This is a genomic window from Enterobacter sp. 940_PEND (assembly GCF_001059415.1).
GTDB lineage: Bacteria > Pseudomonadota > Gammaproteobacteria > Enterobacterales > Enterobacteriaceae > Enterobacter > Enterobacter cloacae_M.
This window is the reverse complement of sequence record NZ_JUMS01000163.1, coordinates 81863-103445: the sequence shown is the minus strand read 5'-3', so window position 1 is coordinate 103445 and position 21583 is coordinate 81863. Positions and strand designations below refer to the sequence as shown.

16 protein-coding genes and 1 other RNA gene are annotated in these 21583 nt (G+C 57.1%); 7 read left to right on the top strand and 10 right to left on the bottom strand.

What is annotated here, in order from left to right:
• Positions 1–35: 35 nt before the first annotated feature.
• The 4 genes from ADJ24_RS23090 to ppsR form a co-directional block, all read right to left on the bottom strand.
• Positions 36–2018 (bottom strand): TonB-dependent hemoglobin/transferrin/lactoferrin family receptor, encoded by a 1983-nt coding sequence (locus tag ADJ24_RS23090; protein WP_023311313.1) that lies wholly within the window; start codon positions 2016–2018, stop codon positions 36–38.
• A 77-nt stretch (positions 2019–2095) separates the two neighbouring features.
• A complete protein-coding gene (hemP, locus tag ADJ24_RS23705; protein ID WP_032668210.1) occupies positions 2096–2278 on the bottom strand; it encodes a hemin uptake protein HemP in 183 nt (60 codons plus the stop codon).
• A 172-nt stretch (positions 2279–2450) separates the two neighbouring features.
• On the bottom strand, positions 2451–3497 hold the full coding sequence (gene aroH, locus ADJ24_RS23085) for a 3-deoxy-7-phosphoheptulonate synthase AroH (RefSeq protein WP_023311314.1): 1047 nt from the start codon (positions 3495–3497) through the stop codon (positions 2451–2453).
• 152 nt (positions 3498–3649) lie between these two features.
• Positions 3650–4483, bottom strand: a complete 834-nt coding sequence (gene ppsR, locus ADJ24_RS23080) for a posphoenolpyruvate synthetase regulatory kinase/phosphorylase PpsR (RefSeq protein ID WP_023311315.1) — start codon at positions 4481–4483, stop codon at positions 3650–3652.
• Positions 4484–4818: 335 nt separating this feature from the next.
• On the opposite strand from ppsR, the gene ppsA reads away from it, so the two are divergent.
• The 3 genes from ppsA (at position 4819) to ADJ24_RS23065 (ending at position 11210) form a co-directional block, all read left to right on the top strand.
• The gene (gene ppsA, locus ADJ24_RS23075) at positions 4819–7197 is read left to right on the top strand and encodes a phosphoenolpyruvate synthase (protein WP_023311316.1); all 2379 of its coding nucleotides are present in this window, start codon (positions 4819–4821) and stop codon (positions 7195–7197) included.
• A gap of 233 nt (positions 7198–7430) precedes the next feature.
• Positions 7431–8831: an MFS transporter gene (locus tag ADJ24_RS23070; RefSeq protein ID WP_023311317.1), complete on the top strand. Its 1401-nt coding sequence runs from the start codon at positions 7431–7433 to the stop codon at positions 8829–8831.
• 3 nt (positions 8832–8834) lie between these two features.
• Entirely contained in the window at positions 8835–11210 is a 2376-nt protein-coding gene (locus ADJ24_RS23065; RefSeq protein WP_023311318.1) for a glycoside hydrolase family 3 N-terminal domain-containing protein, read from the top strand.
• Between the two features lie 5 nt (positions 11211–11215).
• Here ADJ24_RS23065 and rprA read toward each other — a convergent pair.
• Both rprA and ydiK read right to left on the bottom strand, forming a co-directional pair.
• Positions 11216–11323, bottom strand: an RNA gene (gene rprA / locus ADJ24_RS23770) — antisense sRNA RprA.
• Between the two features lie 209 nt (positions 11324–11532).
• Positions 11533–12648, bottom strand: coding sequence for an AI-2E family transporter YdiK (gene ydiK, locus ADJ24_RS23060; protein WP_023311319.1), 1116 nt, complete (start codon positions 12646–12648; stop codon positions 11533–11535).
• A gap of 199 nt (positions 12649–12847) precedes the next feature.
• On the opposite strand from ydiK, the gene ydiJ reads away from it, so the two are divergent.
• From ydiJ to ADJ24_RS23045, 3 genes are all read left to right on the top strand, one after another.
• Entirely contained in the window at positions 12848–15904 is a 3057-nt protein-coding gene (gene ydiJ, locus ADJ24_RS24865) for a D-2-hydroxyglutarate dehydrogenase YdiJ (protein WP_023311320.1), read from the top strand.
• The gene (menI, locus tag ADJ24_RS23050) at positions 15901–16311 is read left to right on the top strand and encodes a 1,4-dihydroxy-2-naphthoyl-CoA hydrolase (protein ID WP_023311321.1); all 411 of its coding nucleotides are present in this window, start codon (positions 15901–15903) and stop codon (positions 16309–16311) included. Before ydiJ ends, menI begins: the two co-directional genes overlap by 4 nt.
• 85 nt (positions 16312–16396) lie before the next feature.
• Positions 16397–16591 carry a YdiH family protein gene (locus ADJ24_RS23045; protein ID WP_003857766.1) on the top strand — a complete coding sequence of 65 codons (195 nt, stop codon included), beginning with the start codon at positions 16397–16399 and terminating at the stop codon, positions 16589–16591.
• Between the two features lie 88 nt (positions 16592–16679).
• Here ADJ24_RS23045 and fdhF read toward each other — a convergent pair whose 3' ends face one another.
• The 4 genes from fdhF to ycgZ all read right to left on the bottom strand — a co-directional run bounded on the left by fdhF (position 16680) and on the right by ycgZ (position 19893).
• Positions 16680–18830, bottom strand: coding sequence for a formate dehydrogenase subunit alpha (gene fdhF, locus ADJ24_RS23040; protein WP_023311322.1), 2151 nt, complete (start codon positions 18828–18830; stop codon positions 16680–16682).
• Positions 18831–19021: 191 nt separating this feature from the next.
• On the bottom strand, positions 19022–19300 hold the full coding sequence (locus ADJ24_RS23035) for a biofilm/acid-resistance regulator YmgB/AriR (RefSeq protein ID WP_023311323.1): 279 nt from the start codon (positions 19298–19300) through the stop codon (positions 19022–19024).
• A 28-nt stretch (positions 19301–19328) separates the two neighbouring features.
• Complete coding sequence (locus ADJ24_RS23030) at positions 19329–19649, bottom strand: hypothetical protein (protein WP_032668214.1); 321 nt, start codon at positions 19647–19649, stop codon at positions 19329–19331.
• A 4-nt stretch (positions 19650–19653) separates the two neighbouring features.
• Entirely contained in the window at positions 19654–19893 is a 240-nt protein-coding gene (gene ycgZ, locus ADJ24_RS23025; RefSeq protein WP_023311324.1) for a regulatory protein YcgZ, read from the bottom strand.
• Between the two features lie 337 nt (positions 19894–20230).
• Between ycgZ and ADJ24_RS23020 the strand changes: the two genes are divergently transcribed.
• Complete coding sequence (locus tag ADJ24_RS23020) at positions 20231–21451, top strand: diguanylate phosphodiesterase (protein ID WP_023311325.1); 1221 nt, start codon at positions 20231–20233, stop codon at positions 21449–21451.
• Positions 21452–21583: the final 132 nt, after the last annotated feature.

Here is a 21583-nt window from a genome sequence, read left to right as displayed (position 1 = left end):
TGTCTCTTCCTTCTGAATAGTTGCCCCGAAGGGAATTACCACTGATAGCTTACGAAAATCTTGCCGTTACGACCGTCCTGCGGAATGCCCTGAGGTGACCAGTACGCTTTGTCAAAGGCGTTGCCCAGCACCAGCGTGGTGGTCACGCCCTTGAGCTGCTCCTGGCCTTTATAGCTGACGTAGAAATCGTTGACCGCATAGCCCGGCTGCTTGCTGTAGCTGCTGCTGACGTGGGTTGAGCGATCGGCAAAGGTGCCGATCCAGCCGACGGAGAACCCGCTTTGCGCCACCGGGATATCCAGCTTGCTGGTGACGGTGTCCGGATTAATGCTGGAGATGTACTCGCCCGTATCGGTGTCTTTCCCGCGCGTGCGGTTATAGGCCAGATCGAGGCTGAAGAGATCGGCCGAATATTTTGCCATCATATCCCAACCCCAAATTTTGGCATTCGGGACGTTGTACGACATGGTGGTCGCGGCGGCAAAATCGACGGTGGTGGAGATATAGTCTTTGGCTTTGGTATCGAAATAGCTGGCTTTAAACTCCAGCGCATCGTTGGCAAGCATCAAATCGTCAAAGCGCAGGCCAAAACCAAACTCCTGCGTTTCGTTGGTTTCCGGGCGCAGGTTCGGGTTTGGCACCCAGTAGTTGGTATAGAAGCGGCCAATGGAGAAGTGTTTGGCGTCGTTATACATCTCGCCCATGGTCGGCGCGCGGAAGGCCTGCGCGTAAGAGCCAAACAGCATCAGCCAGTCGGTTGGGCTGACGGTTAACCCGGCGCGGGATGACCACTTATCGGCATCCACATCGTTGTAGCCGTCGCTGCTGCCGCGGTAGTTGTCATAGCGCGTGCCGCCCAGCAAGGTAACAGGCAGATCGCGCAGGGTGATCTCATCCTGTAGCCAGCCGGAGCTGAAGTCGATTTTCGCGTCCGGGAAGCCGGTGGTTGCCCCGCCCGGATGCTGCTCCTGACGATAGTATTCCCCGCCGTAGGTCAGAAGGTGTGCTGCAAAGGTGTCGCTGAACAGACGGGTGCGGTTTTCCACCTTGCCGCCTTTGGTCGTCTGCTTGCGAAACTCACCGCTGCCGTCGACGTTCTGGGCATTAATGCGCGCTTCGGACCAGTAGACCTTCGCGTCGGCGTCCAGCCAGTCGTACCCTTCCGGTGCAATGTGGTAGCCAACCTGCGCATCGCGCTGGATGGTGGAGCGGTCGGTCATCGGGTTACTGCTGTCCGCCCCGGTGGTTTGCGGATTTTTTGGCTCCTGGGCGGCGTTGTTGTAGTAGCGCAGGGAGCCGCTCAGGGTCTGGGCCGGGTCGATTTTCCAGCTGCCTTTCGCCAGCATGTTGTTGATGGATTCGTCGTTAGGCGCGGTAGCACCGTCGCTCTGGCGGATGTCACCGCGATCCCGGCTGGACCAGGAGACCAGACCGTCCAGCGTATCGGTGCGGCCGTAGGCGCTGGCCCCCATCCCGAGGCTATGATCGCCCGTCGCGCCCGTTCCAAACACGCGGTAGCCGCTGTTTTTACCCGGTTCGAGCAGATCGTTGGCATCGGCGGTGTCATAAGAGATCACGCCGCCCAGCGCGCCGCTGCCGTACAGCAGGGCCGACGGGCCGCGGACCACCTCGATACGTTTGATTAGCGCGGGATCGAGGAAGGTGCTGTTCAGGTGGCCGGTATCGGTTCCCTGGCGCACGCCGTCAACCAGCACCAGCACGCCGCGGCGGTCATAGCCGCGCAGGTTGACGTCCTGCCCGTTGGTGCGCCCAGTGCCGTCCAGCGTCAGACCGGGGACGTTACGCAGCAGATCGGCCGCCGAGCTGGCGGTTTGTTTCTCCGGCGTGCTGGCGTCAATCACGCTTACCATCATGGGCGCTTCAAAGGCGCTGCGGGCGTTGCCCGTGGCGGTGACGGTAATGTCGTCTGTGGCGGCGAACGCGATGCCCGGCAGGGCGCTAACAATCGCCAGCGCCAGAAGTGACGGACGTAAAGATGCGGAAGGCAGGTGTGGCATAGCAACTCTCCATAAGAAGTGAAAAGCGCTGGCTGCCTGGGTATCACCTGGGTGGCTGGCGTATTTTTAGGTGTTGTTTATTTTGTGAGGATCAGTTTTCCGGCATGGGTCTGGCGCAGAAGATAGCGCTGTCCGTCATGCTCGATAATGACCCGTCCCTCATCGCCGAGAAGGGTTTTGCTGTCAATGCGACGCTCGGTAAGGGCTGGTGCTGTGTCTGTTTTTGCTGGCGTTGCCGCGCTGTTATCCGTACGTGACATAATGTATATAAATAACAATCAATGTAACAATGATAATCATTATCAATAAACTGCAAATTGACGGCAAGCGTTTTTGTGAAAAAAGGGTGAGGGGATCAAATTTGGGGGTGAGGTGCGGTCTGATGCCCTCACTCCGACCCTCTCCCACTGGGAGAGGGAGAAGGGCAGGATTCTAAAAGCGTGTGTCCACGGCTGAAGCCAGCTTCTCCAGCAGCAGTTCGCTGTCTTCCCAGCTCAGGCACGGGTCGGTGATCGACTGGCCGTAAACCATCTGCTGTCCGGCAACGATTTTCTGCGTGCCTTCTTTGATAAAGCTCTCAGCCATAATCCCTGCAACGGCGGTCGAGCCGCTGCGGATCTGCTGGCAGATCTCATCGCAGACGTCCAGCTGGCGGCGATGCTGCTTCTGGCAGTTGCCGTGGCTGAAATCCACCACCAGATGTTCCGGCAGGTCGAACTCGGCCAGCGTTTCGCAGGCTGCCGCAATATCTTGGGCATGGTAATTGGGCTTCTTTCCGCCGCGCATAATGATATGCCCGTAAGGGTTACCGCTGGTCTGGTAGATGGTCATATGACCGCTCTTATCCGGCGACAGGAACATGTGGCTGGCACGGGCAGCGCGGATGGCATCAACCGCGATACGGGTGTTGCCATCGGTCCCGTTTTTGAAGCCGACCGGGCATGAGAGGGCGGAGGCCATCTCACGGTGGATCTGGCTTTCGGTGGTGCGCGCGCCAATCGCGCCCCAGCTGATCAGATCGGCGATAAACTGCCCGGTCACCATATCGAGAAACTCGGTCGCCGTCGGAACGCCCAGCTCGTTGACCTGTAAAAGCAGCTTCCGCGCCAGCTCGATACCGTGATTCACGCGATAGCTGCCGTTCAGGTCAGGATCCGAAATCAGCCCCTTCCAGCCGACTACGGTACGCGGTTTTTCAAAGTAGGTGCGCATCACGATCTCAAGGCGATGCTGGTACTTATCCCGCAGTCCCTGAAGTCGTTTTGCATAATCCATCGCGGCATCCAGATCGTGGATGGAGCAAGGCCCAATCACTACCAGAAGACGTTTGTCTTCACCGTTCAGGATTTTTTCAATGCGGCGGCGGGAGGCCGTCACATGTTCCGCGACGGCGGCGGAAACGGGATGCCGCTGTGCCAGTTCAGCCGGCGTGACCAGGCTGTCAATGCGCGCAGTGCGGAGTTCATCGGTTTTATTCATGGAATGTCTCAGAAAATTTTTGCTTCATCGGCAGACTACCGGGAAGTGATGGGCATCACCTTAAACCAATCCCTGCTGATTTCAAGTTCGGGGCGACACCGCCCCGTGGTTGCAGATGATAATACCTGAATCTGAGCTAATGTACTAGCATATTAGTACATGCGGCGATTAAGCCCCATGATGTCGAGAATTTTGGTGGCAATTTCTTCAACCGAATAGTTGGTGCTGTTCAGCCACGGGATCTGGTTTTTGCGGTACAGCGCTTCCACTTCCGAGACCTCCATCCGGCACTGGCGCATGGAGGCGTAGCGGCTGTTCTCGCGACGCTCCTCGCGGATGGCCGCAAGGCGTTCCGGGTTGATCGTCAGGCCGAACAGCTTGTGCTGCAGCGGCTTAAGGGCGGCGGGCAGCACCAGGTTATCCATGTCGTCGGCGATAAACGGGTAGTTTGCGGCGCGAATGCCAAACTGCATCGCCAGATAGAGGCTGGTCGGGGTTTTACCGCAGCGCGACACGCCAAGCAGGATCACCTGCGCCTGGTCGAGATTTCGCAGCGAAATACCGTCGTCGTGGGCGAGGGTGTAGTCGATAGCGGCGATACGCGCGTCGTACTTGGTCAGGTTGCCGGGGTTCAGCCCGTGGGTACGGTGGGCAATCGGGGTCGGGTCGAGCTTCAGCTCGCTTTGCAGCGGAGCCACCAGCGCCTGTACGATATCCTGGCAGAAGCCTTCACTTTGCAGAATGATGGAGCGAATCTCCGGGATCACGATAGAGTAGAACACCAGCGGGCGGACGCCGGTCTGCTGGTAGATGGCGTCAATCTGGTCCTTCACCGCTTTGGCGCGGCTCTCGTTTTCAACAAACGGCAGCGTGATGCTGTTAATCGAGACGGGAAACTGCGACATCACCGCGTGGCCCAGCACCTCGGCGGTGATCGCCGTACCATCAGAAATATAAAAAACGTGGCGATCGACAGCACTATCCATTTTACTCACCCTGAATATCAGACCTAATTGTCTGAAAGCATAAATTAAAAAAGTAAATTACACAGCAAAGAACTTATCCTAATTATGAATGAAACGCTGTTTTTGATTTTCCTGAAAAGTGGATTTCATTTTTCAAATAGCGACTTTATTTTTGGGGTTTCTGGCTGAATATAGAGGAATCATCGGGTTAATCGTTGATGGGAAAGTATCCGAAAAGTTGAAATTTTAAATTGCTTACACGATTCACCGTTTTTTTAGCGGAAATAAATATGCCAGTATAAATACGTAGTCAGGTGTTACTTACTCCGATCAAATATCACAAAAGGATTGTTTCGATGTCCAACAATGGCTCGTCACCGCTGGTGCTTTGGTATAACCAACTCGGCATGAATGATGTAGACAGAGTTGGGGGCAAAAATGCCTCCCTGGGTGAAATGATTACAAATCTGTCAGGTATGGGTGTCTCCGTACCGAACGGGTTTGCCACCACCGCCGATGCCTTTAACCTGTTTTTAGACCAGAGCGGTGTTAACCAGCGCATTTACGACCTGCTGGATAAAACGGATATTGATGACGTCACCGAGCTTGCCAAAGCCGGGGCGCAGATCCGCCAGTGGATCATCGACACACCTTTCCAGCCGGAACTGGAAAAAGCCATTCACGACGCGTACAACCAGCTCTCTGCTGACGACGCGCAGGCCTCCTTTGCCGTACGTTCCTCTGCGACCGCAGAAGATATGCCGGACGCCTCGTTTGCCGGACAGCAGGAAACCTTCCTGAACGTCCAGGGTTACGATGCGGTGCTGGTGGCGGTGAAGCACGTGTTTGCTTCCCTGTTCAACGACCGCGCCATCTCCTATCGCGTGCACCAGGGCTACGACCATCGCGGCGTGGCGCTCTCCGCTGGCGTGCAGCGCATGGTGCGCTCGGACGTGGGCTCATCCGGCGTGATGTTCTCCATTGATACCGAATCCGGCTTCGACCAGGTGGTGTTTATCACCTCCGCGTGGGGTCTGGGTGAGATGGTGGTGCAGGGTGCGGTAAACCCTGACGAATTCTATGTCCACAAGCCAACGCTGGCCGCTGGCCGTCCGGCGGTGGTGCGCCGCACCATGGGCTCGAAAAAAATCCGCATGATCTATGCCCCGACCCAGGAGCATGGCAAGCAGGTTAAAATTGAAGATGTACCGCAGGAGCAGCGCGACCGCTTCTCCCTGACCGACGCCGAAGTGCAGGAACTGGCGAAGCAGGCGGTGCAGATCGAAAAACACTACGGTCGTCCGATGGACATCGAATGGGCGAAAGACGGTAACACCGGCAAGCTGTTTATCGTGCAGGCGCGTCCGGAAACCGTCCGCTCGCGCGGTCAGGTGATGGAGCGTTATACGCTGCACGCGCAGGGTAAAATCGTGGCGGAAGGCCGCGCCATCGGTCACCGCATCGGTGCCGGTCCGGTCAAAGTGATCCACGACATCAGCGAGATGAACCGTATTGAGCCCGGCGACGTGCTGGTAACCGACATGACCGACCCGGACTGGGAACCGATCATGAAGAAAGCGGCGGCTATCGTCACCAACCGCGGCGGTCGTACCTGCCACGCGGCGATCATTGCCCGCGAGCTGGGTATTCCTGCGGTTGTCGGCTGCGGTGACGCCACCGAGCGCATGAAGGACGGGCAGAACGTGACCGTCTCCTGTGCCGAAGGCGATACCGGCTACGTCTACGCCGATATCCTCGACTTCAGCGTGAAGAGCTCAAGCGTGGATACCATGCCGGACCTGCCGCTGAAGATCATGATGAACGTCGGCAACCCGGACCGCGCGTTTGACTTCGCCTGCCTGCCGAACGAAGGCGTTGGCCTGGCGCGTCTGGAATTTATCATCAACCGTATGATCGGCGTTCACCCGCGTGCGCTGCTGGAGTTTGACGACCAGGATCCGAAGCTGCAGAACGAAATCCGCGAGATGATGAAAGGCTACGACTCGCCGAAAGAGTTCTACGTCGGCCGTCTGACAGAAGGGATCGCGACGCTGGGCGCTGCCTTCTATCCAAAACGCGTGATCGTGCGTCTGTCTGACTTTAAGTCTAACGAGTACGCCAACCTGGTCGGCGGCGAGCGCTACGAGCCGGAAGAAGAGAACCCGATGCTGGGCTTCCGCGGGGCCGGACGCTACGTGTCCGACAGCTTCCGCGACTGCTTCGCGCTGGAGTGTGAAGCGGTGAAACGTGTGCGCAACGACATGGGACTGACCAACGTCGAAATCATGATCCCGTTCGTGCGTACCGTGGATCAGGCGAAAGCCGTTGTGGACGAGCTGGCGCGTCAGGGTCTGAAGCGCGGCGAGAACGGGCTGAAGATCATCATGATGTGCGAAATCCCGTCCAACGCCCTGCTTGCCGAGCAGTTCCTCGAGCACTTCGACGGCTTCTCTATCGGGTCGAACGACATGACGCAGCTGACGCTGGGTCTGGACCGCGACTCCGGCGTGGTCTCCGAGCTGTTCGACGAGCGCAACGAGGCGGTGAAAGCGCTGCTCTCCATGTCCATCCGCGCGGCGAAGAAGCAGGGTAAATACGTCGGGATCTGCGGTCAGGGTCCATCCGACCATGAAGACTTTGCCGCATGGCTGATGGAAGAGGGGATCGATAGCCTGTCCCTGAACCCGGACACCGTGGTGCAAACCTGGCTGAGCCTGGCGGAACTGAACAAGTAACGCCACGCTGACCCGAAAAGGCGAGGATATTATTCCTCGCCTTTTTTATTTCATTTCTTATTTGCTCCCCATCACAAATAAAGTAAAAAACCAAATATCATAATTTGTCTGTCAATTTAGACAATTGTTAGCGCGCAAACCGTTGCTAATACTTGAGCCTTACTGCGCATTTCCCTTAAGAAGATGCGCAACTGGTTGAAATACGTTTTAACCTGATAAAAAGGCAAATAACAATGACACTCTCCTCTGTATTGCGTACCAAAGATAAAATAGGTTATGGCTTAGGCGATATGGCCAGCGCGCTGGTCTGGCAAACGGCAACCTTATTTCTCGCTTATTTTTATACAGACGTATTTGGGCTACCCGCCGCGATTATGGGCACCATGTTTTTAGTGGTGCGCGTGGTCGATGCGTTTGTCGATCCGTGCATTGGCGCCCTGGTTGACCGCACCCGGACGCGTCACGGACGTTTCCGTCCATGGCTGCTGTGGTTTGCTATCCCGTTTGGCGTGAGCTGCCTCATTACCTTCTATGTGCCGGACGTTGGGCCGACGGCAAAAATCATTTACGCCTGCATAACCTACGCCATCTTAAGCCTGATTTACTCCGCGATTAACGTGCCTTACTGTGCCATGCCCGGCGCGCTGACGCTGGATCCGCGCGAGCGCCACTCTCTGCAGTCGTGGCGCTTTGGCCTGTCGTTTATCGGCGGGCTGATCGTGACGGTTATTGCCCTGCCGCTGGTCTCACTGTTAGGCCAGGGCAACGTGCAGAAAGGCTATTTCTATGCCATGAGCCTGATGGGGCTGCTGGGAATCGTTCTGTTTTTCTGCTGTTTCCTGATGACCCGAGAGCGTTATTCTCCGCGCAATGATACCTCCGGCTCCATGCTCACCGATTTAAAACTGCTGGCCGGGAACAGCCAGTGGCGTATTGTGTTCCTGTTTAATATTTTGCTGTTAACGGCGGTGGTGACGCGCGGTTCCGCCACCATGTATTACGTGAACTATGTGCTGCTGCGTCCGGATCTGGTTTTTGCCTTTATTGTTTCCGGCATGGTGGCCTCCTTAAGCGGCGCATTATTATCTGAACGACTGCTGGGGAAATTTGACCGCGTGCGCGCCTACCAGTGGACGATTATCTCCTTCGTTATCTTCGGCGCGCTGATTTTCTTCCTGCCTCCTTCACAGGTGTGGCTAATCTTTGGCCTTAACATCGTCTTTAGCTTTATTCAAAACCTTACCACGCCGCTGCAGTGGACCATGTTCTCCGATGTGGTCGACTACGAAGAGCACCGCAGCGGCCGTCGTCTGGACGGGCTGGTTTTCTCCACCGCGCTGTTTGCCATCAAGTTTGGCCTGGCGCTGGGCGGGGCGGTCGTCGGCTGGGTGCTTGGCATGGTGGATTACGCCCCGGGCCAGGCAACCCAGGCGCCAGGCGTTCTCTCGACCATCAACGCGCTTTTCACCCTTATCCCGTGCGCGCTGTTCCTCTGCATGGTCGCGCTGCTTGCCATCTACAAGCTAAACAGCCGGCTGGTGGATTCCATCGCCCGGGAGCTGGCCAGCAAGCGTGAAGTCAGACCCGAAGCGGGGCAGCTCAGCCCGGCAACCCCTTCCGCACTACAGGAGTAAAACATGACGACTATCTATAAGGACGCGGGACGTCCCATGCACGAGCGCGTCGCTGACTTACTGGCGCGCATGACCCCGGAAGAGAAGTTCGCCCAGATGCACGCGTACTGGCTGATCCTCGATGAAAACGGTAACCACCGCGAGCGCAGCGATCTGAGTGACGAATTCGCCGGCGTGAGCGAGCAGGCTGCGCTCAGCGAACGGCTGAAGCTGGGCGTTGGGCAGATCACGCGGCCGCTGGGCACTCACATCGTTGACGCGAAAACCGGCGTGCGCGCGGCGAATCGCCTGCAGCGCATGATGATGGAAGAGACGCGTCTTGGCATTCCGGCGCTGTTCCATGAAGAGTGTCTGGTGGGGCTGCTGTGCAAAGACGCCACCCTGTTCCCGTCGTCATTGAACTACGGTTCGACCTGGGATCCGGAGCTGGTGCAGCGGGCGGCAGAGCAGATCGGCAAAGAGGCGCGCTCCGTCGGCTGCCAACAGGGCCTTGCGCCGGTGCTGGACGTGTCCCGAGACGTGCGCTGGGGGCGAACCGAAGAGACCTTCGGGGAAGATCCCTGGCTGGTGGGCGTGATGGCGACCGCCTACGTGAAGGGTTTACAGGGCGATAAGCGCGACCTGCTGGCAACCCTGAAACATTACGTGGGTCACTCGTTCAGTGAAGGAGCGCGCAACCATGCGCCGGTCCATCTGGGGTTCAGCGAGCTGAACGACACCTTCCTGCTGCCGTTTGAAATGGCGGTCAAGCTGGCAAACGCCGGTTCGGTTATGCCCGCGTACCACGATATTGATAACCAGCCGGGGCACAGCGACAGCTTCCTGCTGACCGCCGTCCTGCGCGAGCAGTGGGGATTCGACGGTATTATTGTGGCGGATTACGGCGGCGTCAGCCTGCTGCACCAGCACCACGGGATTTCCCACGACGCGGCCGAATCTGCCGCGCTGGCGTTCAACGCCGGGCTGGACGTTGAGCTGCCGAAAGATGACTGCGCGCGGCATCTGGCGGAAGCGGTAGAGCGCGGGCAGATCTCTATGGCGAAGGTCGATGAGATCGTGGCGCGTACGCTGACGGAAAAATTCCGCCTTGGCCTGTTTGAAAAGCCGTACGCGGATGAAAACGGTATCGACCTGCAAAACGATATGACCCGCCGGGCCGCGCGGGAGGTGGCGACGAAATCGCTCACGCTGCTGGAAAATAACGGCATTTTACCGCTAGGCGGCAAACCTCGGGTCGCGGTAGTGGGGCCGACGGCAGACGATCCGCTGGCGTTACTCAGCGGCTACAGCTTCCCGGTGCATTTGATCATCAGCGATATGGTGGAAGAGACCTCGCAGGTCACGACCCCGCGCGCGGCGCTGGAGCAGTATCTCGGTGCTTCGAACGTCCGCTATGCCAAAGGGTGCCACATCATCGAAAAACGGATGGCGGGCGCGCCGGTCTTCCCGGGCGACAGCGGCGGCAAACCGATGCAGCAGTCGCCGGTATCGCAAAGTACCGCTCTGATCCCCGAGGCCGTGAACGCCGCGCAGGAGAGTGACGTGGTGGTGGCCTGCGTGGGCGATCTCGCCGGGCTGTTCCAGAGCGGTACCGTGGGGGAAGGTTCCGATACCGATTCCCTGAACCTGCCGGGCGTGCAGCAACAGCTGCTGGAAGCGCTGGTCGCCACCGGTAAACCGGTGATTGTGGTGATGACCGGGGGGCGTCCATACAACCTGCAGGGTCTGGAAGACAAGGTCGCGGCGTTGATGATGGCCTGGGCGCCGGGACAGGAAGGGGGCTGGGCGATTGCGGACGTGTTAACCGGACGTGCGGAGCCGCAGGGGCGTCTGGTGGTGAGCGTGCCGAAAAGCGCCGGCGCGATGCCGTATTACTACAATCACAAGCTCAAAAGCGGCGGTACGCCGTTTGCGTTCCATTTCGGTTCGCGTTACCCGTTTGGCTTCGGCCTCGGCTGGACGCAGTTTAGCTGGGGTGCAGCCCGCGTCGCCGAAAGCAGCGTGCCGGTCGACGGAGAGGTGATACTCAGTGTCGATATCACCAATACCGGGGAGCGCAGCGGCAGCGAGGTGGTGCAGGTTTACGTCAGGGATAAAGTCGCCACCCAGGTGCGGCCGCTTCAGGAGCTGAAGGCCTTCCAGCGCGTCACGCTCTCACCGGGCGAAACCGCCACGCTCACCTTTACGCTGCCGGTTGAGATGTTCAACTTCACCCGTCGCGACGGAAAACGCATCGTTGAGCCGGGCGAGTTTGAGCTTCAGGTTGGCGCATCGTCGGCGGATATCCGCGAGGCGGTGACGGTCAATGCGACAGGAGAAACGCGGGTGCTGCCTGCTGAGTGGCGGATGCTCAGTACCTGTGAGGTCAGACGCGCGTAGTCAGGATAAAAAAAAGCCCATCGTGGGAGATGGGCAAAGACTACACACAGCAATTCGTTGTTTCACTCAGGGGATTTCCATGCTTATAAATCAAGGTGTTGATTTATAACCGTGTGCTAATAGTAGGCATTGTGTTATTTAGCGTCGATCGGATTCGTCTCAATAGTTAAAGAGACGTAAAGAATTCTTGAGGTTATTAGTAGACTTACTGCTGAAAAGGCGGGTCTGACCAGTGAGCAACGAATAAATACTTTAGCAGCGTTTAAGTATCATGCGGGAGAGTGTAGGCCGGGTGGGCGTTAACGCCACCCGGCAGCATACCTTAATGCGTGTTCTTCTCTTCCAGCTCTTCCAGTTCGCTCAAAATCACGTCCGGGTCAGTTCCCGGCGGCGGAATTTCATGCACCCAGGCAGAGAACAGACGCCAGGTGACGGCGAGCAGCACCGGGCCAATAAACAGGCCAATCATGCCAAAGGCAATCAATCCGCCAATGACCCCGGAGAGGATCAGGATCAGCGGCAGGTCTGCGCCCATGCGGATGAGGATCGGACGAATCACGTTATCCATGGTGCCGACCACGCAGCTCCAGACCAGCAGCACCGTTCCCCACGTGGTATCGCCCGTCCAGTAGAGCCAGATAATGCTGGGGACCAGCACCAGCAACGGTCCCAGTTGCGCAAGACAGGTCATCAGCATGACAACGGTGAACACGGTGGCGTACGGTACGCCGGAAATTGCCAGACCGATCCCGCCCAGCACCGCCTGCACCAGCGCGGTGACCACCACCCCCAGCGCAACCGCGCGCACGGCCTGTGCGGCCAGCAGTACCGCGGCGTCACCGCGTTTGCCCGCCAGGCGGGTGGCAAAGTGACGAACGCCTAAAGCCACCTGCTCGCCGCGCCAGTAGAGCAGGGCGCTGAAGAGCAGCATCAGGGTACAGTGCATCATAAAGCGGCCGATATGCGCCGCCTGACCGACAAACCAGGTGGTAGTGGTGCCAATATACGGGCGGACTTTTGCCATCAGCGCGCTGCCGCCCATCTCCAGCAGGCTATGCCAGCCGCTGTAGAGTTTTGAGCCCACAACCGGAATGCTGTTTAGCCAGGCGAGATCCGGCAGCGTCAGGTCACCGCTGCTAATGGCGCGAATAACCGGGCCACTGGAATCCACCAGACTATTCACCAGCAGGGCAATCGGAATAATAAACAGCAGGAACAGCAGGAGCGTCATGACCAGCACGGCGAGCCCGCGGCGGCCAAACAGCAGCTTCTGCAAGCGCAGCAGCAAAGGCCACGTGGCAACGACTACGGTCGCAGCCCACGCAAAGCCGAGAATAAAGGGTTGAACAATCCACAGACACGCAATAATCATGAGGGCCAGAAACAGCACCGACAGCAAAATTTGCGCAACATCCCTGGGCTGGCGAAGATTGACCATAAATGAAACTTTCCTTAAAAGAACGCCAGTACGACTGGCGGGAACGGAAAACCGCGTCTCTTTAATCATTAATGATCTCAGCGGTTTTTAACAGGCGAATTCTGCCTGTAATTCAGCAGAGATTATAAGAAAAAAATGTGATAAAACTTTTAAGATACACGCAAACGATTTCATACAACTCTAATTAGGGTCGACAGTCATGATCCCACAGATTTCTCAGGCACCTGGCGTCGTTCAGCTGGTGCTTAATTTTTTGCAAGCACTGGAGCAACAGGGTTTTACAGGTGATACCGCCACGAACTATGCCGACAGGCTGACGATGGCGACCGATAACAGTATCTACCAGCTTCTTCCCGATGCCGTGGTTTTCCCCCGTTCAACGGCCGACGTCGCGCTTATCGCCCGGCTCGCCACGCAGGAGCGGTTTGCCTCGCTGGTCTTTACGCCGCGCGGCGGCGGCACCGGGACCAACGGTCAGGCGCTGAACCAGGGCATCATTGTTGATATGTCGCGCTATATGAACCGCATCATTGAGATCAACCCGGAGGAGGGGTGGGTGCGGGTCGAAGCGGGCGTCATCAAAGATCAGCTTAATCAGTATCTCAAGCCTTACGGCTACTTTTTTGCCCCGGAGCTCTCCACCAGCAACCGCGCGACCCTTGGCGGGATGATTAACACGGATGCCTCCGGCCAGGGCTCGCTGGTCTACGGTAAAACCTCCGATCACGTGCTGGGCGTTCGTGCCGTTCTGCTGGGTGGCGATATTCTTGATACGCAGCCAATGCCGGTCGAACTGGCGGAAACGTTGGGTAACGATAATACCGCTATCGGGCGCATCTATCGCACCGTGCTGGAACGCTGTCGCGACAACCGCCAGCTTATTCTCGATAAATTCCCCAAGCTGAACCGCTTCCTGACCGGGTACGATCTGCGTCACGTCTTTAACGACGACCTGACCCAGTTTGATTTAACCCGCGTGCTGACCGGCTCCGAAGGGACGCTGGCATTTATTACCGAAGCGCGGCTGGATATCACCCGCTTGCCGAAAGTGCGTCGCCTGGTAAACGTCAAATACGACTCCTTCGACTCCGCGCTGCGCAATGCGCCGTTTATGGTGCAAGCGCAGGCGCTGTCGGTGGAGACCGTCGACTCTAAGGTGCTCAATCTTGCCCGGGAAGATATTGTCTGGCACTCCGTGAGTGACCTCATTACCGACGTGCCGGACAAAGAGATGCTCGGTCTCAACATCGTGGAATTTGCCGGCGATGATGCGGAGCTGATTGAGCGGCAGGTCACCACGCTCTGCCAGCGGCTGGATGAGCTGATTGCGCAGGGTGAAGGCGGCGTGATCGGCTGGCAGCTCTGTAACGATCTGGCCGGGATTGAGCGTATCTATGCGATGCGTAAAAAAGCCGTGGGCCTGCTCGGCAATGCGAAAGGGGCGGCGAAGCCCATTCCCTTTGCCGAAGATACCTGCGTGCCGCCCGAGCATCTGGCGGATTACATCGTGGAGTTTCGCGCCCTGCTGGACAGCCACGGCCTGAGCTATGGCATGTTCGGCCACGTCGACGCCGGAGTACTGCACGTGCGTCCGGCGCTGGACATGTGCGACCCGCAGCAGGAGATCCTGATGAAGCAGATCTCCGACGACGTGGTGGCCTTAACCGCCAAATATGGCGGTCTGCTGTGGGGGGAGCACGGGAAAGGGTTCCGCGCGGAATACAGCCCGGCATTCTTTGGCGAACAGCTCTACGCGGAGTTGCGTAAGGTGAAAGCGGCGTTCGACCCGCACAACCGCCTCAACCCGGGTAAAATCTGCCCGCCTGAAGGCGTAGACGCGCCAATGCTGCAGGTGGATGCCGTCAAGCGCGGCACCTACGACAGGCAGATCCCGATTGCGGTGCGCTCGTCCTGGCGCGGCGCGATGGAGTGCAACGGCAATGGCCTGTGCTTTAACTTTGATGTGAAAAGCCCGATGTGCCCGTCGATGAAAATCACCAGCAACCGTATCCACTCGCCGAAAGGGCGGGCGACGCTGGTGCGCGAGTGGCTGCGTCTGCTGGCCGACCGCGGGGTGGATCCGCTCAAGCTGGAGCAGGAGCTGCCGGAAAAACGGGCCAGCCTGCGCTCGCTGATTGAGCGCACCCGCAACAGCTGGCATGCCAACAAGGGCGAGTACGATTTCTCCCATGAGGTGAAAGAGGCGATGTCCGGCTGTCTGGCCTGTAAAGCCTGCTCTACCCAGTGCCCGATTAAAATCGACGTGCCGGAATTCCGCTCGCGTTTCCTGCAGCTTTACCACACCCGATACCTCCGCCCGGTGCGCGACCATCTGGTGGCGACGGTGGAAAGCTACGCGCCGCTGATGGCGCGGGCGCCAAAGACCTTCAACTTCTTTATCAACCAGCCGCTGGTGCGCAAGCTCTCCGAAAAACACATCGGCATGGTCGATCTCCCGCTGCTGTCGGTCCCGTCTCTGCAGCGCCAGCTTGTCGGCCACCGTTCGGCGAACATGACCCTCGAACAGCTGGAGGCGCTCGCTCCGGAGCAAAAAGCGAATGTGGTGCTGGTGGTGCAGGATCCGTTCACCAGCTACTACGATGCGCAGGTTGTGGCCGATTTCGTCCGTCTGGCGGAGAAGGTGGGTTACCAGCCGGTGGTTCTGCCGTTCTCTCCCAACGGCAAGGCGCAGCACATTAAAGGTTTCCTGACGCGATTTGCGAAGACCGCGCAGAAAACGTCTGACTTCTTAAACCGCGTGGCGCAACTCGGGATACCGATGGTCGGCGTCGATCCGGCGCTGGTGCTTTGCTATCGCGATGAATATAAGCAGACGCTGGGCGATAAGCGCGGCGATTTTAACGTCATGCTGGTGCACGAGTGGCTTCCGGTGGCGCTGGCAGATAAGGCCGTTCAGGACGTCAGCGGTGAACCGTGGTATCTGTTCGGCCACTGCACGGAAGTGACCGCGCTGCCGGGGGCCCCCGCGCAGTGGGCGTCCGTTTTTGCCCGCTTCGGTGCGAAGCTGGAGAGCGTCAACGTAGGCTGCTGCGGGATGGCCGGAACCTACGGACACGAAGTGAAAAACCACGCCAACTCGCTCGGCATCTATGAGCTGTCCTGGCATCAGGCGATGCAGCGTTTGCCGCGAAACCGCTGTCTGGCTACGGGCTACTCCTGCCGCAGCCAGGTAAAACGGGTAGAAGGTAACGGTGTGCGTCACCCATTGCAGGCTTTACTGGAGATAATTGGATGATCTGGAAACGTGCCGTCACGCTGCAGGCGCTGAACGCCATGGGCGAGGGGAATATGGTGGGGCTGCTGGATATCCAGTTCATCCGCATTGGCGACGATGAGATTGAGGCCACCATGCCGGTCGATAGTCGCACCCACCAGCCGTTTGGCTTATTGCACGGCGGGGCCTCCGTCGTGCTGGCCGAAACGCTGGGCTCGGTGGCGGGGTATCTCTGTACCGAAGGGGAGCAGAAGGTTGTCGGACTCGAGGTGAATGCTAACCACATTCGCTCCGTGCGCAGCGGGCGCGTGCGCGGTGTTTGCCGCGCGCTGCACGCCGGAAGCCGCCATCAGGTGTGGCAGATCGATATTCTCGATGAGCAGGATCGCCTGTGCTGCTCATCGCGGCTGACCACGGCGGTTGTGTAAAGTTTTCAGATGTTTTGCCTTTGGTCAAAAACTAGCCAGTCCGTTGTGATATACTGGTCAGGTTTTGTACATAAGCGAGGACATCATGGATACTGAAATAACCCCAACACAGCTGGCAATTGAATATTTACGTCGCGATAAAAGCAACCTGTCTCCGGCGCAGTACCTGAAAAAGCTGAAACAGCTTGAGCTGGAATTTACAGATTTGCTGGCGCTCTCTTCGAATGAACTGAAAGAAGAGATCTACTTTGCCTGGCGGTTGGGCGTTCACGTCCATTGAGTACATGAGAGTAAAAGGGTCGCGAGTGCGGCCTTTTTTGTGTCTGAAATTCAGTATCGGGCGGCGGTGACGCCACCCGATATTTTCCTCAGACATTGACGGCGTTGATCAGCCGCGACTTCATGGACTGATACGCAGACGCCGCAAAATCCTCCGCCCAGCGCTGGTCCTCAATCGCCTCAAGCTGCACCGCGCAGTACTTCGTTTCCGGCGTTTTGGAGATGGGGTCGAGGTTGTCCTGGGTCAGCTCGTTGCAGGCGCCAATCCACCATTGATAGGTCATATAGACCGCCCCGGCGTTGATACGCTCGCTAATGCTGGCGCGGGTAATCACTTTGCCGCGACGCGAACGCACCCAGACCAGCTGGCCCTCCGAGATGCCCAGCTTTTCCGCATCGGCTGGGTTCATTTGCACCCGGCCCGGCTCATCGGCCAGGCTTTGCAGCGCGGCGCAGTTCCCGGTCATCGAGCGGCAGGAGTAGTGTCCCACTTCACGCACCGTACACAGCACCAGCGGGAAATCCGCGTCCGGAGTTTCCGCCGGCGCGCGCCACGGGGCGGCAAAGAGCTGCCCTTTACCGGTTGGGGTGTCGAACTGATTATCTTTATACAGGTACGGCGTTCCCGGATGATCCAGCGTCGGGCACGGCCACTGCACGTGGCCCATCTCGCCCATTTTTTCATACGTCACGCCGTAGAAGAGCGGGCACAGCTCGCGCATCTCATCCCAGATCTGCTGGTTATCGTCATAATGCATCGGGTAGCCCATCTCGGTGGCGAGCAGGCTGATGATTTCCCAGTCGCGCTTCACGTTGCCGCTGGCCTCAATGGCTTTGCCAAAACGCTGGAACCCGCGATCGGCACAGGTAAAGACGCCGCCGTGTTCACCCCAGGAGGTGGCAGGAAGCAGGACGTCCGCCACTTCTGCCGTTTTGGTCATAAAGATGTCCTGAACCACCACAAAGTCGAGCGCCTCAAAACCGCTGCGAACGAGACCGAGATCGGCTTCGGTCTGAAGCGGATCTTCCCCCATGATGTAGTAGGCCTTGACCTTGCCTTCCAGCGCCAGATGGGGCACCTCGGTAATGCGCGTTCCGACCCGATCGTCCATTTTATTGACGTCAATTTCCCAGGCATCGGCAAATTTCTGCCTGACCGCCGGATCGGTCACATCCTGATAGCCCGGGAACATATTCGGCAGAACGCCCATATCGCAGGCGCCCTGAACGTTGTTTTGTCCGCGCACCGGCCCGACGCCGACGGCAGGGCGGCCGAGGTTGCCGGTCAGCAGCGCCAGGCTGGAAAGCCCTTTGACCACATCCACGGCCTGACCAAACTGGGTCACGCCCATCCCCCACATCACGGTGGCGGAAGGGGCCGCCGCGAAGGTGCGCATCGCCTGGCGAACGTCGCGGGCGGGAATGCCGGTAAGATGCTCAACCGTCTCTGGCGCATAGTCTTTCACCGTCTGGCGATAGGCCTCAAGCCCCTCGGTAAAGCGCGCCACGTAGCTTTTGTCGTAGAGCTCCTCTTCCAGCAGCACGTAGCCAAAGGCGTTTACCAGCGCCATGTTGCTGCCGTTTTTCAGCTGCAGATGCTGGTCGGCGATGCGCGCCGTTTCAATGCGCCGCGGATCGCAGACGATAATTTTTGCGCCGTTTTCACGCGCTTTCAGCACGCGCCGGGCGACGATGGGGTGGGAGTCCGCGCAGTTATAGCCAAACACCAGCAGGCATTTTGAGTTTTCAATATCGTTGATTGAGTTGCTCATCGCACCGTTGCCGAGCGTCTCCTGTAAACCGGCCACGGAAGGGCCGTGACAGACGCGCGCGCAGCAGTCCACGTTGTTGGTGTTCAGCACCGCGCGGGCAAATTTTTGCATCACATAGTTTGTTTCATTGCCGGTTCCGCGAGAGGATCCGGTGGTCATGATCGACCGCGGCCCGTGCTGCGCCTTAATGCTGCTGAGTTTATGCGCGGTGTAGCGGATAGCCTCTTGCCAGGTAACGGGAGTGAATGCCTCGCCTTTATGGTAGCGGATCATCGGCTGGGTCAGACGCGGGGTGAGCAGACGGGTATCGTTGAGGAAGTCCCAGCCGTAAAAGCCTTTCAGACACAGGGTACCCTGGTTTGTGACGCCTTCTGCCGCTTCGGCACGGATGATACGGTTATTTTCAACGACAAGGTTTAATTTACAGCCTGCACCGCAGTAGGGGCAGACGCTGGCGATCTTTTTCATCAATAACAGACCTGTTAAGAAATGAAGCAAAGTTGACTGGAAAACCCAGTCCCGTAAGCAGAAGTAAGCAGGAACCGTGCCAGGTTGGCTTTGCTGGTTTAACAGGGTGTTAAGCGGGGAAGGCGCGTGTCATCGTCAGAACATTCGTCAGTTTTGACGATGACACGAAAGCAGGATGAGTGGCCGTGAAATTACAGGTCGTCCATGGTGTAGCCCACGACAATTTCCAGCGTCTTGCGAATCACATCCGCCTGAACCACGTCGTGAGTGGCTTCCAGCGTCTGAATGAGCCAGAGGATAATCGCTTTATTGGACAGATGACCTTCGGAGGCCAGAACACAGCGTACTGCAGTAGAAAAAACAGCGGACTCTTCAGCAAAACGATCGCCTGCGTGACGGAAGTATTCCGACAGCGCACTGTCTAAAAACGCAGAATGATATTCGGGTTGAAGCTGAATATTTTGTCTCATTTGTTCTCACCGTAGCTGTTAATTGCAGTCAATGTATTTTCTTTGGATCGGACGGTTTTCCACTTCCAAACAACGGCACAATATTGTCCCGGTTATCGTTGAGAGGTCCCTCTCTTTTCGTTCGTCCTTGCGCGGTTCTGCGACGTATAAAGGCGATGCTGTTTGAGCCGATCTCGGCAATCACCACCGCAAGTGTCTCCCGCCGCCGGGGATCCTTTTCATGTTCTTTCATGATCCGCAGACGCTGAAGCAATCCTTCGGTTGTAACCGGTCCCCGCTCTTTCAAAAGAGAGAGAACGGCTTCACCGATAAGCGTGTCGATCAGTTTGTCTGCGTTACTGCTCTTCATATCCTTACCGTTCGAAGAGCAGACCAAGCAGCTTGTGGTAATGCTCTTCCTCTTCCGGGCCATCGGCCTTTTCGAGGCGGCTGAGCAATTTTGTACAAAGCGATTTGCGATTCAGATTTCGCCCGTCGCTGAGAATTTCAACAACCACCTGGCCCAGCGTCTCCTGCTGGGTAGGAAGCACGGCTTTTTCGAAGTACTGTGCGATTGCTGCTGCGGAATCTGCGACGTAACCTTTCTGCTGCATGTTTCGCTCCTGTAAAATTTTGTAATCAGTAACGTTACATTTAAGGTATACATAATTTCCAAATCTGTACATTAAAAATGTACAGATTTTTAATATTTCTTCGATATATTTTATAAAGTTCTTTATATTCAGTTAGTTGTGGTTATGTGGTAGAGAGATAATATTACAGGATATATTGTACAAAATGGTCGAGGGCTGTTAAGTTGTACAGCCAGGAAAAACGTTTCTTAAATTGCCGTAAACGGTTGAGATGTAAATTATTTGTCAGGCAATTAATGTGCTATAAATGAACCTTATCCACCTCTTTTGTGGCCAAACCCCTAACCCCAGGAATCGCATGCTCACCACCATCATTTACCGCAGTCATATCTGCGAGGACGTTCCAGTGAAAGCGCTGGAAGTCATGGTTGCTGCTGCAAATAGTAAAAACCAGCAATCCAATATCACGGGGATCCTGCTGTTTAATGGCACACATTTTTTTCAGCTGCTTGAAGGGCCAGTGGAACACGTTTCTGCCATCTATGAGCAGATTTGCAACGACCCTCGCCACCACAACGTAGTGGAGCTGATGCGCGATCACGGACCTGTCCGTCGTTTTGGCAACGTGGGCATGGAGCTTTTTGATTTACGCCACTTCGACAGGGACGAGGTGCTGCAAGAGGTGCTCAACAGGGGGACGACGCGCTATCAGCTGACGTACAACGACCGCCCGCTGCAGTTTTTCCGCACCTTTGTCGAGGCCACGGAAAAAGCGAACTATTTTGAACTGCCTCCTGCGGATTCCTGGGAATTCGTGCGCGAAGAGACGCGCTTGTCCGCACAGCCCGAGGTGGTCGCGAAAGGGGCGGATTGCAGCTTCGCGTTCCAGCCGATAGTCGATCCGTTTATGCAGCAGGTCGTCTCCTGGGAGGCGCTTCTCCGCACGCCTGACGGCGGCGCGCCGGGAGTTTACTTCGCCAGTCTGCCGCGTGACGACGTGTATGCCTCGGATTTACAAAGCAAGCAGGTTGCGCTCTCCATGGCCAGCGCGCTGGGGCTCCAGGACCAGACGTTATCCCTCAACCTGCTGCCGATGACGCTGGTCAATATTCCCAACGCCGTTGATTTCCTGCTCACCGCGATTGAAGCAAATGGGTTTGTACCCGAGCAAATTGTGGTGGAGTTCACCGAGAGCGAAGCCATTTCCCGATTCGATGAATTCACGGATTCGGTCAGGCAGTTAAAAAGCGCGGGCATCAGCGTGACGATCGATCACTTTGGTGCCGGATTTGCCGGGTTGCAGCTGCTGGCTCAGTTTCAGCCGGACAGAATTAAGATTAATCGCGATCTGGTCGCAAACGTGCACAAAAGTGGTCCCCGACAGGCCATTATCCAGGCGATTATCAAATGCTGTGCCTCGCTTGAGATCCAGTTCTGCGCGGTGGGGGTAGAGAAGGCTGAAGAGTGGATGTGGCTGGAGTCAGCGGGAATATCCCAGTTCCAGGGGCATCTTTTTGCCAGCCCGCGACACGGCGGTATTCCCGCGATTGCTTGGCCGGAGAAAAAGTTCGAATTCTGATAAAGCTGTACACAATCCGGCAGAGTTAACTGTACGAACGGCAAATTTTATACAACAATGTATTAACAGGTGTATGGAAAAGAACCCCGTTCACCGGTTCAAAATGCGGTCTTAGTTATACAAATAGTGTGT

Excerpts from the sequence above, each read along its gene's own strand:
- ADJ24_RS23090 (WP_023311313.1), bottom strand. The coding sequence starts at position 2,018 with ATGCCACACCTGCCTTCCGCATCTTTACGTCCGTCACTTCTGGCGCTG.
- hemP (WP_032668210.1), bottom strand. The coding sequence starts at position 2,278 with ATGTCACGTACGGATAACAGCGCGGCAACGCCAGCAAAAACAGACACA.
- aroH (WP_023311314.1), bottom strand. The coding sequence starts at position 3,497 with ATGAATAAAACCGATGAACTCCGCACTGCGCGCATTGACAGCCTGGTC.
- ppsR (WP_023311315.1), bottom strand. The coding sequence starts at position 4,483 with ATGGATAGTGCTGTCGATCGCCACGTTTTTTATATTTCTGATGGTACG.
- ppsA (WP_023311316.1), top strand. The coding sequence starts at position 4,819 with ATGTCCAACAATGGCTCGTCACCGCTGGTGCTTTGGTATAACCAACTC.
- ADJ24_RS23070 (WP_023311317.1), top strand. The coding sequence starts at position 7,431 with ATGACACTCTCCTCTGTATTGCGTACCAAAGATAAAATAGGTTATGGC.
- ADJ24_RS23065 (WP_023311318.1), top strand. The coding sequence starts at position 8,835 with ATGACGACTATCTATAAGGACGCGGGACGTCCCATGCACGAGCGCGTC.
- ydiK (WP_023311319.1), bottom strand. The coding sequence starts at position 12,648 with ATGGTCAATCTTCGCCAGCCCAGGGATGTTGCGCAAATTTTGCTGTCG.
- ydiJ (WP_023311320.1), top strand. The coding sequence starts at position 12,848 with ATGATCCCACAGATTTCTCAGGCACCTGGCGTCGTTCAGCTGGTGCTT.
- menI (WP_023311321.1), top strand. The coding sequence starts at position 15,901 with ATGATCTGGAAACGTGCCGTCACGCTGCAGGCGCTGAACGCCATGGGC.
- ADJ24_RS23045 (WP_003857766.1), top strand. The coding sequence starts at position 16,397 with ATGGATACTGAAATAACCCCAACACAGCTGGCAATTGAATATTTACGT.
- fdhF (WP_023311322.1), bottom strand. The coding sequence starts at position 18,830 with ATGAAAAAGATCGCCAGCGTCTGCCCCTACTGCGGTGCAGGCTGTAAA.
- ADJ24_RS23035 (WP_023311323.1), bottom strand. The coding sequence starts at position 19,300 with ATGAGACAAAATATTCAGCTTCAACCCGAATATCATTCTGCGTTTTTA.
- ADJ24_RS23030 (WP_032668214.1), bottom strand. The coding sequence starts at position 19,649 with ATGAAGAGCAGTAACGCAGACAAACTGATCGACACGCTTATCGGTGAA.
- ycgZ (WP_023311324.1), bottom strand. The coding sequence starts at position 19,893 with ATGCAGCAGAAAGGTTACGTCGCAGATTCCGCAGCAGCAATCGCACAG.
- ADJ24_RS23020 (WP_023311325.1), top strand. The coding sequence starts at position 20,231 with ATGCTCACCACCATCATTTACCGCAGTCATATCTGCGAGGACGTTCCA.